Here is an 11184-nt window from a genome sequence, read left to right as displayed (position 1 = left end):
ATGCTGTCGGGCGCATCATCGACACCTACACGCCCGCAGAATCCACAAACTACTTCACTGCCGCAGGCTACTTGCAACCTGATCGGCTAACGCTCTAGCGGGACGCGCTGGTACGATGGACCAGATGAAGCCGAGCAGCGCCCGCGCAACTGCAGCGGTCGCGACAACCGAGGGGTCGGTTCCCGCGTGCGGTTAGCTTCCGGTCTTCTGGAGGCGTAGCCGGGCCTTCCCAGGCGATTTCTTGTGAAACTGGTGGGCAACGCTTTTCTTTCATCCACTGTCCGACCTTGGGTGTAGTGCGATAGCTCTCTAGGCGGCTTCACATAACACCGCCCGTGCAGTCGAGCTTCCGGCCTTTTAATGCCGCGGTGCGTTACCGTCCCGCCGCTGCTGTGCTCGCCGAGAGCGAGGCCGAAGTAGGCAACGAGCTGCCGCGGATGAGCGAAGCGGGAGAAATCTCCAACATCAGAAAGCACAGTAGCGGCAACAAATGGACCGACGCCCTTCAATGCTCGCGGAGCCTGGATCTCTTTGGCCACGGCGAGCTCGTGATCGCTTCTCGGATTTGCTGCTCAATTACTGTCTTGCAGGCCTCATTATGCTCGATCACGTTGAGGTAGGTCTGCAACGCAATCTGTTGCGCCGGATGGGCGAACGTTCTATTGCAGACCCACATCCGGTGTCGGCGACTCCGGGCCTCACCTTTGAAGCGCAAGGCGCAACGGAGCATGAACGCCTGGATGCGGATGCGGTCTTGCGGACATCTTGACTAGCTGCGTGTCGTGCTCTTACCAGGTGGCGCAGTGCTTCATGAAGCGCGTCAGGCATCCAGACATAGCTGAGCTCACCGGCCCGGTGCAGACGAGCCAAAGCGATGGGGTCCCGTCGGTCATTCTTTTCCGCTCGCCCGGCTTTCGTGCCCTCAGCAAAGGGGCGCAGACGCTGCAGATTACCCATTGCCGAGAGTTGACGCTGAACGTCGTAGCCACATGATCCAGCCTCTTAGACGAACTCGAACTCGAGACGGAGAGCCACTGGCCTTGAGCATCGGCCCGCGGCGACCGGTGAAGGCGCCGATGACGCCTCGTCGGTCGGTCTGCTCGGCCCCCAACGCTGACGCCGCACGGGCCAGCGCAACACAAACTCGCTGTTTTGATCGACGGAGGTTGTGCCGAAAACCCATTTCCTCATTACAGGTCCTGCAGGACTTGCATGCCCGTGGATGGTGAACCGTCGCTTTAGCGCTGGCGAAAACGGAGAGTAGACAATCTTAAGAACGCGAGGCTTGTGTCCTATCGCCAATCGGGCGTGAATGAAGTTGATCGCCGAAGTCTCGGCTGATCTTATCACCGGTTTTCAGCAACGCGGCGCCTCGCGTTGAATCGGAGCTGGATCATTCCTGTTGAAGCCCGAGTCGCGATGGACGCGCGATGCCGCCGTGGCTTCTTCTGGCCGTATCATCCAACGCGCCCGGCTCCCTAAGGGATACTGCTGGCCTTAGTAGGTTCGCGGTTGTCGGTTCCCATGTAACTACGTGGGACGCGGCTGCATGCGTCGTCATGCGAACGGGGAGCCCAGCCAGGTCGGTGCGTGTGTCCGATCGGCGTGTCCAGTTCGCAATCTGACGGAGCCTGCTTGTTCATGAATTTCTTAAAGGAGACGACGATGGGTGAGGTGGCTATTGGCGAGCCGAACAACTTGCAAGCTTTCGAAACATTGGAATCGAACGTCCGTTTGTACTCCCGTTCGCTTCCGGATGTCTTCAGTCGGGCGCGCGGCTCCGTCATGACAACGGACGGTGGCCGAAAGGTCATAGACTTCTTCTGCGGTGCCGGAGCGCTGAATTACGGTCACAACAATCATGAGATCAAGGCCGCTATTACCAAGTATCTCGCCTCAGATGCCGTCGTACATGGGCTCGATATGGCCACTCCCGCGAAGCGCGAATTTATGGAGACTTTCAACGCTGTCATACTTCAGGAACGCGGTCTGGAGAACTATCGTTTTCAGTTCACAGGGCCTACGGGCGCGAATGCCGTCGAAGCAGCGTTGAAGCTTTCCCGCAAAATCACTGGCCGTCAGAACGTCATCTCATTCACGCATGGATATCATGGCTTGAGCCTGGGTGCGGCCGCCGTGACCGGCGGTCGTCTTTTTCGCAAATCCAGCGGCGTGTCTTTGTCCGGCGCGACATTCATGCCCTATGACGGCTATCTGGGGCCAGGAATCGATACGGCTGACTACCTGCGGAAAGTATTGCTGGACGAGAGCAGTGGAGTCGATTCCCCAGCAGCAATCCTTGTCGAAACTGTGCAGGGGGAAGGGGGAGTAAATGTGGCTGGCAAGGAATGGCTGCAGTCACTTCAGGCCATAGCAAAGGATGTGGAAGCCCTTTTCATCGTCGACGATATCCAGATGGGTTGCGGCCGCACGGGCGAATTCTTCAGTTTCGAGTTCGCGGGTTTGTCGCCCGATATTGTTGTGATGTCGAAGTCGCTTAGTGGGTACGGCCTGCCATTGTCAATGCTGTTGATCAAAGAGGGGCGTGACGCGTGGCAGTCAGGAGAACACACGGCCACGTTTCGAGGGAACAACCTCGCGCTTGTATCCGCTACTGCGGCCGTAAACACTTTCTGGCGGAGCCGTACTTTCTCACATGCGGTGCAGGATATGGGGGAACTTATGCGCCACCGGCTTGATGCGATTGCATCCCAGCATGGAAACAGTTTTGCTGTTCGGGGACGGGGAATGGTCCTGGGCTTCGATTGCCAAATTGCCGACATCGCAGGGGCGACGACCCGCAAGGCCTTCGAGAACGGGTTGATTATCGAACGATGCGGCCCCAACGACGAGGTCGTAAAATTTCTGCCGGCGCTTACGATCGACCTGGAGACATTGAATCAGGGAATTGACATATTCGAAGTATCTCTCGCCGAGACGATGGAACAGGCCAGGGGCGCATGATCTGACGGTGCTTGTCAGCGAGACGAGACCGAGGCGCGGAGGATGGCGGTGGTCTTCCGAAGGGGATGGTCCGGAATAGGCGATGGTCGGCAATGCTCGACCAGTCCCAGCTTCGATCCGGCGGCCTGCTCGCGATGGCGCGTATCCTCGTGGAGGCGCCGTTCTCTTGTGATCAAACTCCGTCTCAGCACGGGCGATGCGTATCCAGGGCAACAGCGGCCGCCGGCAAGCTCGCGAACGTGCACTTAGCCCCCCGTCGGCCCGCTATCGAAGGATACGGCGCCGCCCTCAAGCGCTGATAAGGGCCAACCAGCGCTTTCTCAAGCGCCGATTACAAATTGCATTACCAGAATAGGTAGTTGTCTGGATCCGTCACGGCGATGAACCATCGGGGAGTAACGAGCCGCATAGGCGGACGCACATCACGAAAGGACTGCAGCGATGAAAAGCGTTGTTAGTCCTTTGAACGTCTCGCGCCTCCTGCAAGTATATGAGGCCGCCGCCCCCCAACTGGGAATCTGGATTTATAGGTTTCGATTTCAAGAGTATGTTTCGATAACGCAGGCTACTCGGATAAAAGGGGCCGGCATATCCAGATTTTCGGCCCGATCGCTTGCCAATCAAAACGGGTGACCGGTTTTGAATTATGGGCATGGACCAGGAAGAACGAGGTCGCGCTTCCATACGCTGTCCGACTGTATGACTTTTCGTCCGTCAACTTCGCACAACATCTCCAATCCCTCAATGCGTTTTACGCCGATCCGACGGCACATGCGCATCCTCGGGAACGTAATACGTGCGCGGTACCAACTGCGAAGAGATGATTGTGGAATATAGCCTACCAAGGGAGATTGGGTCCGACGCGACTTTAGAGGCCACCGCATCGCCAGGTTTGTCGAACGAACAGCGCACCGTGTCATTTGCATTTGGAGCGTCCTGACTTCATATGTGGACTTGCGCGCGCTGGACGCTGGAAGAGCACGTCTACGATATGAAGAATCATGAACCCGGCGGCTCGGTATTGGGGCTGGTGGAAGAGGATATTGTTGACTTCGATTGGTTGATTTGGATGATGGGGAGCAGTTGATGAGGGAAGTTGCGCGTAGCATCATGTTTGTGGCACGGGGAAGCAGGACTTAATATACGCACAGCTAAGCAACCGATCCGAAAGGCTCTGCCGTTGATGATCGTCAATGTTGGATGCCTATGTTAAGTAGATACCATCCCATCGGCAGGGTCCCTCGGTGGTCAGCTGATGAAGCCGCTCCCAGTTCAATTGGAGGTCAATGCGGCTCGATGCTCGCACCGACGGAGCGGCCCTCGCGGGCCGCTGAGCTACCGCTCGTACGGCATCTTGGCGTCGACGTAGGTCGAAGACGGGAGTACATCACGATTGTAGGCGGCTATAGCTGCGGACCGGACGGAGCAACTGAAAGATATGTTGGCATGCCTGACGGCCTTCTCCGCCAGCAGGCAGTTTGAAGCAGAAGCAGCCTGATTTGGGAATCCTAACAACTCGATCGGGTCAGGACCCGCCTTAGGCGGTAGGCCGTGGCCCGGCTTTGGACCTGAATGGCACAGCCTTGCATTCAGCAATCTAGCCGTGTCGGCTACTGCCGAAGCACACGGTTTATGTGATGTTGGACGGCATTGCTTGCGGCGCTAGCGACATGCGCTTCCTTCGCCTCATGCGCGATAGCCTGCAAGCCAGCGATAAGCCGCCTATTTGTCGATTCCTTCGTGCGTCGGAAAGTAATTTCCGGAAAGTTACCGAGAGTTTTCGCTCGCTCGATAGCGGTCTCTACAAGCGAACTCGCATTAACCACCTCGTGAAGCAGCTTGTGGTCCGCCGCCCACGAAACTGGAACGGCCTCGCACCCATAAATGATGTCGGACATCGCCGCTCGGCCCACGAAAGTCTCGAGCATATAGCCACCGATGGTACAGGCGATCCCGTGCTTCAATTCCCACATAAGCAGCTTGGTTTCGGGGGATCCGACGCGCCAGTCGCAGGATAGCGCCATCTGAAAACCGACGCCTATTGCGTATCCCCCGACTGCGGCAACAGTCGGCTTGGTCACTTTGAGTATCGTACTATAGAAGTCAATCCACCTGTCGATAAATCCCTCCACGGCCGTGCGTCCGGAAAGCTGGGCCACCTCCTTGAAATCACCACCGGCGCAAAAGGATCGCTCGTTTCCTCCTGTCAATACTAAAGCCCGTATCGCAGGATTATCCTCTGTCTCTCGGCATATGGACCGGATGGCGTTCTCGAGTTCTAGGCTCATCGGGTTAAGAGCGTTGGCGTGGTTGAACTGCGCGACCAGAACAGCTCCTTGAGCTTCTATTTTTAGAATGGCCATTCATGTCTCCCTGTCGCGGGGCTCTCCTCAACACGGCACTCACGCTGCGCATTTTGAAGAGCACCGCCCGCAGCCGCATTTTGATGGTAAAATCATAGAACAGAAATGAAGAAAGCTCCCCGACTATTTCTGGTAGGAGGCTCAAGACCGCTCTCGCGCTACATATTCGCTACGACGCCTGCGGCATGATCCACATATGAACAGAGTCATAAGGAGATCGAGCCGCGCAGGAAACGTCGTGTTCGAGCTGTCGCGCCATAATTACCCACCGAGGAATTCATCGGATCGCACTTAAGGAGACGAGCATGCATTTCGCTAAACAAATATTTACGTCGGTCGTGACGCTGCTCGTGATGTGCGGGCACTCGTTTCCGACCTTCGCGCAAATGGAAGACGCCCTTCTCGCTTCCGTTCGCAGCGCGCGCGAGATGAAAGTGGCGCTGGGATCTGCGCCGCCTTGGTCATACGTGTCGCCGAGCGGGAAGGCTGAGGGTTACGGAGTCGAGATGGTCAATCTAACCCTCAAGGAGATGGGTCTGCCACCGCTTATTGGCGTTCTCACAGCATGGGACGCTATGATTCCTGCCCTTCAGGCACACCAGGTCGACTTCGTGGCTCCTGGCCTTACGATCACCGAAGCCCGTTGCAAGGTGGTGGTGTATTCCGCGCCGCTATCCGCGCAGCAGGACGCCTTATATGTGCTTCCCGGAAACCCAAAGAAGCTCGCTGGCTACTCGGATATTGCACGCAGAACTGAAATCAAGCTGGCCGTGGTTATAGGCTCGTCCCAAGAAGCATATGCGCTTGAGCAAAGAATCAAGCCCGAGCAACTCGTCCGCGTAATTGACGTTCAGGCCGGCGCTGCGACAGTCATCGGCGGTCGGGCGAGCGCGTTTGCGGTCGGCCAGTTCACCATATCAAGTCCGGAGCAGAAAGGCCTAGAGATAGTGCTTGATAAGCAATCGCCGGTCAACGGATATGGCGTGGCATTCCGCAAGGAAAACGCGCGTTTCCGCGACGCGTTCGACAAACAGCTGAGGTTATTGATCAGAGATGGTACGGTACAGAAGCTATACGAAAAGTACGGGATTCCCAACGGGGATACAGCAGCCCAGCTGCTTGCCACGGTTAGCAAGGCCCACGAGGTCGTGCCAAGCTGCGAATAAGGAACAACTGCGGTGGCAGCCGTTTCAGAGTACTGGGATTCGCTCGCACGGGGCTTTTGCGTTACTTTGTGGGTAGGGTTGCACGCTATCCTAGGTGCAGCACTGGGCTCGCTCATCCTCGGGCCATTGAGACTCTCCAAGACGCGTGCGATACGTGTAACGTCGATGGTTTTCATCGAGTTAATTCGTGGTCCTTCGGCACTGATTCTCCTGTTCTGGGTGTTCTATGTGCTCCCCTTGATACCTGGGATGCCGCAATTGAGCCCGCTCGCAGCAGCGATTCTTGTCCTTGCGGTCGACGGCGCTGCGTACGGGGCCGAGATCGTTCGTGCTGGTATTGAGTCTGTCCATCGGGACCAATCCGATGCGTGTCATGCACTTGGGCTGAGCAACCTCCAGACTCTCAGGAAAGTGGTGCTGCCACAGGCGCTCTCGCAAATCGTACCCGCTTTCGGCAGCATGGCGAGAGATATGTTCAAGTGGACCTCGATCGTGAGCTTCGTCGGCGTGCCCGACGTGCTCTACGTTGCCAACAATGTTCGCAGCCAAACCTTTGAGGCGGCTATCGTCTTTTGTTTGGTGGCGGCGATCTACTGGATTCTGTGCCTTCTTTGCGCGGGTGTTTTTCGTGCCATTGAGCAGGTGCTCCCACTAAACCAGGCTTTGCGAGCGTCACGTACATCGGCGCAAGTCGTATCCAATGCAAAAGCGGTTGCGGGGGCTGCCCAATGACTTGGGATTGGAGCTACGCGCTGCAGATCCTGCCGCGGCTCATGGTTGGTGTGTGGTACACCGGTCTGGTGACGCTCGCGAGCTCAGCCATTGCACTAACGCTCGGTCTTCTGCTTGCGATCTTGGAGGCTGTGAGCACTACGATAGGGCATGCATTCGTGCGTTTCCTGCTCGAATTCTTTCGGGGTGTACCGATCCTTGTGCTGCTCTATTTCGCCTTTTATGTCCTGCCGGAAGTCGGCATCACCCTTCCAGCAATGCCTATTGGCATTGCCGTGTTAGGCATGGTCTATGCTGCATTCTGCTCGGAGGTATACCGCGGCAGCCTGATCACGATTCCAACCGAACTGCGCGACGCTTGTGTAGCGCTCAATTTGAGCCCGAGTATTACATGGCGGCGCGTCCTCATCCCGTTGATGATCAAACGCGCTATCCCAGCGCTGCTCAACAACGTGCTCGGGTTGTTCAAAGCATCCGCGCTCCTCTTTGCGATCGGGGTGCCAGTACTGCTGGGCGAGGCTCAAGCGGCTGGCTATCAAAGCTTCCGCTATCTCGAGCCTTTCACGCTTACCGGCATCATTTATCTCGGCATGAATTTGCCATTCTTCTATCTCCTCTCCCGGTACAAGGACCAGTATGTCGAGCACCGCAGACCTTAGTCAATCACAATCCTTTCGAACCGCGGAGACCGCAGCCGTCAACGCGATGGCGGCACATGCATCCGTTCGCAGGTCGCAAGCCATGTGGGCGATCGAGTTCGAAAAGGTCACCAAATCTTTCGGTGCTCACCGCGTTCTAGTTGACCTCGACCTGCAAGTACGGCCCGGTGAAAAAGTCACGCTGATTGGCCCGAGCGGTTCGGGAAAGACGACCGTATTGCGTCTGGCGATGACACTTGAGAAGCCAAGCACCGGCGATATTAGAGTGCTCGGCGAAAGCATCCTGTTCGATTCGGCTGGCAAACCGCTCTTGAGATCACAGGAGGCGCGAATCCGCCGCCGGTGCGGCATGGTGTTCCAGCAATTCAACCTGTTTCCGCATATGACCGTATTACAAAATCTGATTTTGGCGCCAACGACCGTGTTGAGACAGTCTAGCGAGCAGGCTGAGAAGAGTGCGCTCGAATACCTTCGAATGGTTGGTTTGGAAGACAAAGTGCATGCCTATTCCGACCAACTTTCCGGTGGTCAGCAGCAGCGGATCGCGATAGCGCGGGCGTTGATCTTGAAACCTGAGATACTGCTCCTGGACGAAGTCACCTCGGCGCTGGACCCGGAACTCGCCGGAGAAGTCCTCGACGTCGTGCGAAGTGTGGCGGACGAGATGAAGGTGACGCTGCTGATTGTCACACACAACATGCGCTTCGCAAGAGAACTCTCCGATCGAATCGCGGTATTTAACGCGGGCCGCATTATCGAGCATGGCTCGCCTGACAAGATTTTTCGAGATGCCGAATCGGAGCGCACGCGTGCGTTCCTCCACTCGGTCATGAACTGCTGAGCCAAGCCACACCGATGCACGATCCCGCAACCTGGCCCCCCTTATCCTGTGATCTGCCGCCCGTCGATTCTTTGCAGGTGCATCGGGCCACTTCGGTATTGTCGAACAAGGCAGAGCGCAGTGACCAAAGCTGGGAGACGCAGCATCCTAGGTCTGACTTTGAAAGCGTTTGACTCTGCTTATTGCAAACGAAACAGAAATTGTGCTTCTGCGTCGGCGGGATATATTCTCATCGGTTCACCTAAAGCCTTATTGGACCACCGGCTCCGCGGGATGATCCGTTGCAGGAAAGGAAAGCGCATAACAGAGGGCCATCAAGCCTAGCAAGATCAGCGCAATTTAGGAGTTCGGTGCGTCAAGTTCAGCAAAATTGATCATGGGTCCGGCCGAGCCATCCCCTTGGTGGGCCTGAGCATCGTCAGGCCGCTTGGCGTAGTGCCTCCTTCTTGTGTTCCTTCAGCAGGTCCATGTTCAGATAGGGATGATCCTCGAGCCAAGTCTCGTGACGCTCGACGGTCAAGGCGCGCACCAGCCGCAAGCAGCTCTCGGCATTGGGGAAGATCCGCACCACATAAGTGCGCCGCCTGATCTCCTCGTTGGCCTCTCCAGCATGTTGGTAACCGGTATGAGATGTCTCGGTGCCAACGTTCCCGCTGCGGTGTTCTACATCGTGGCGTATGGTGCGACCATCGGGACAGAGGCACCGGGAGCACGAAGTGCGGGCAGGCCGATGTTATTCGATGAGCCGAGAGCTCGAGTTAGTAGCTGGCCGCCTCTGCGACTCGCCCGGTTGCGCTGGGACCGCGAATCCGTAGTTGTCGTGTCGCCCGCAGCTCCCGTCATATGTCTGGCAGGAGGTGCGAATGCGACGGGTGATTGGCATCGACGTCCACCGAACTTTCGGCGAGGTGGTGTTTTGGGAGGACGGCAGGCTCCGACATGCGGGCCGCATCGATATGACGCGGACTGCGCTGGAGGGATTTGGCAAGACCCTGCTGGCCAGTGATGAGGTGGTGGTCGAAGCGACTGCCAACAGCATGGCGGTGTCGCGGGTTCTGGCGCCGTTCGTGGCACGGGTGATTATCGCCAATCCGCTGCAGGTGAAGGCGATCACCCAGGCTCACGTTAAGACCGACAAGATCGATGCCGGCACGCTCGCCAGTCTGCAGGCGGCCGGGTACCTGCCGCAGATCTGGACGCCTGACGCGGAGACCGAACGCAAGCGTCGGCTGGTGGCGCGGCGCTACCAGGTCGTGCGGCATCGCACGCGGCTCAAGAACGAGGTGCATTCGATCCTGCACGCGCACCTAATCCCGAAGTGCCCGCATGCCGACCTTTTCAACGCCCGCGGCCGGGCGTGGTTTGGGGGCCCAACAGCTGCCGCACGATGAGCGCGCGGCCATCGATCGGCATGTCCGTGAGCTTGACCGACTGGCGGAAGACCTGGCTCTGCTCGAGCGTGAGATCGCGCAGGACGCCATCGACGATCTCGCGGTCAACAGATTGATGACGATCACCGGCGTCAATCTGGCGGTCGCCGCCGGCATCGTGGCGGCGATCGGCGACATCAGCCGGTTTAACAGCCCGCAGAAGCTGGTGAGCTATTTCGGGCTGAACCGCGGGTGCAGTCGGGACTGGGAGCCGCCCATCACGGTCGCATCAGCAAGATCGGCCGCAGTCACGCGCGCGCCATGCTGGTCGAGGCCGCCTGGGCCGCGGCCAAGGCGCCCGGTCCACTGCATGCTTTTTTCGTGCGGATTCGCGCCCGGCGTGGCCATCAGGTCGCCGCGGTGGCCGTGGCTCGCAAGCTCACGGTGCTCTGCTGGCATTGTTGACGAAGGGCGAGGATTACCTGTGGGCGCGTCCGGCGCTGGTCGCCAACAAGACCCGCGCAATGCAACTTCAAGCTGGACATCCGCAACAGAAGGGCAGCCGGCGCGGACCAGCCTATGCCTACAACATCGCGGCGCTGCGCAACCGTGAGATGTTGATTGCCGCCCAGGCGGAGCGAAACTACGAACGAATGGTGTCGCAATGGAAACCGCGGCGGCCAAAACCCGGCGCGCGGGCGCCTCAGCTCGGCAGGACAAAATAGGCAGTCCGGTGACGCTTTCAGCCGACGCGTCACGCTTCGCCACGAGGTCGCCCGCGCCCGACAACCATAACCGCCGCTGACGGCAAGTGCCAGCCAGGAATGCAGTCCCGTTCCACGCCAGCATGCCGCCGTGCTCGGGCCGGTCAAGGCCAAGCCGTGCGGTGGCCGCAAACGTGGCCAGCCTTGACCGACCCTGCGCGCGGCGGCTGCGAGATCGGTGGCCGGGACGAAAGAATGGCCCCGCCGCGGCCGAACAAAAGAATGGATGCGGATTCCGCTCGATGTCGCCCAGCATTCCGAGATGATCTCGCCCACCTTTCCGATTTGAAGTCGCCCACCCATTCCGAGATGATGTCGCCCACCG

6 protein-coding genes and 2 pseudogenes are annotated in these 11184 nt (G+C 58.1%); 6 read left to right on the top strand and 2 right to left on the bottom strand.

Going from position 1 to position 11184, the window contains the following annotated elements:
* Positions 1 to 1641: 1641 nt before the first annotated feature.
* The gene (gene ectB / locus IVA91_RS31915) at positions 1642 to 2964 is read left to right on the top strand and encodes a diaminobutyrate--2-oxoglutarate transaminase (protein ID WP_247460159.1); all 1323 of its coding nucleotides are present in this window, start codon (positions 1642 to 1644) and stop codon (positions 2962 to 2964) included.
* Positions 2965 to 4574: 1610 nt separating this feature from the next.
* On the opposite strand, the gene IVA91_RS31910 is transcribed toward ectB, so the two are convergent.
* Positions 4575 to 5327, bottom strand: coding sequence for an enoyl-CoA hydratase/isomerase family protein (locus IVA91_RS31910; RefSeq protein WP_247460157.1), 753 nt, complete (start codon positions 5325 to 5327; stop codon positions 4575 to 4577).
* 305 nt (positions 5328 to 5632) lie between these two features.
* On the opposite strand from IVA91_RS31910, the gene IVA91_RS31905 reads away from it, so the two are divergent.
* The 4 genes from IVA91_RS31905 to IVA91_RS31890 are packed head-to-tail and all read left to right on the top strand — an operon-like array spanning position 5633 to position 8725.
* Complete coding sequence (locus tag IVA91_RS31905) at positions 5633 to 6493, top strand: transporter substrate-binding domain-containing protein (protein ID WP_247460155.1); 861 nt, start codon at positions 5633 to 5635, stop codon at positions 6491 to 6493.
* Between the two features lie 12 nt (positions 6494 to 6505).
* The gene (locus IVA91_RS31900) at positions 6506 to 7225 is read left to right on the top strand and encodes an amino acid ABC transporter permease (RefSeq protein ID WP_247460154.1); all 720 of its coding nucleotides are present in this window, start codon (positions 6506 to 6508) and stop codon (positions 7223 to 7225) included.
* Complete coding sequence (locus tag IVA91_RS31895; protein ID WP_247460153.1) at positions 7222 to 7884, top strand: ABC transporter permease subunit; 663 nt, start codon at positions 7222 to 7224, stop codon at positions 7882 to 7884. The genes IVA91_RS31900 and IVA91_RS31895 overlap by 4 nt, the downstream gene beginning before the upstream one ends.
* Positions 7862 to 8725 (top strand): amino acid ABC transporter ATP-binding protein, encoded by an 864-nt coding sequence (locus IVA91_RS31890; RefSeq protein WP_346015546.1) that lies wholly within the window; start codon positions 7862 to 7864, stop codon positions 8723 to 8725. Before IVA91_RS31895 ends, IVA91_RS31890 begins: the two co-directional genes overlap by 23 nt.
* Before the next feature lie 418 nt (positions 8726 to 9143).
* Here the strand turns inward: IVA91_RS31890 and IVA91_RS31885 are convergent.
* A pseudogene (locus tag IVA91_RS31885) lies at positions 9144 to 9343 on the bottom strand (transposase); the annotation flags it as partial.
* Positions 9344 to 9606: 263 nt separating this feature from the next.
* Between IVA91_RS31885 and IVA91_RS31880 the strand changes: the two are divergent.
* Positions 9607 to 10820, top strand: a pseudogene (locus tag IVA91_RS31880) (IS110 family transposase).
* The last annotated feature ends 364 nt before the right edge of the window (positions 10821 to 11184 follow it).

Source organism: Bradyrhizobium sp. 153 (assembly GCF_023073835.1).
Taxonomy (GTDB): Bacteria; Pseudomonadota; Alphaproteobacteria; order Rhizobiales; family Xanthobacteraceae; genus Bradyrhizobium.
The sequence above is the reverse complement of the archived record's forward strand: the minus strand, read 5'-3'. Positions and strand labels throughout refer to the sequence as shown.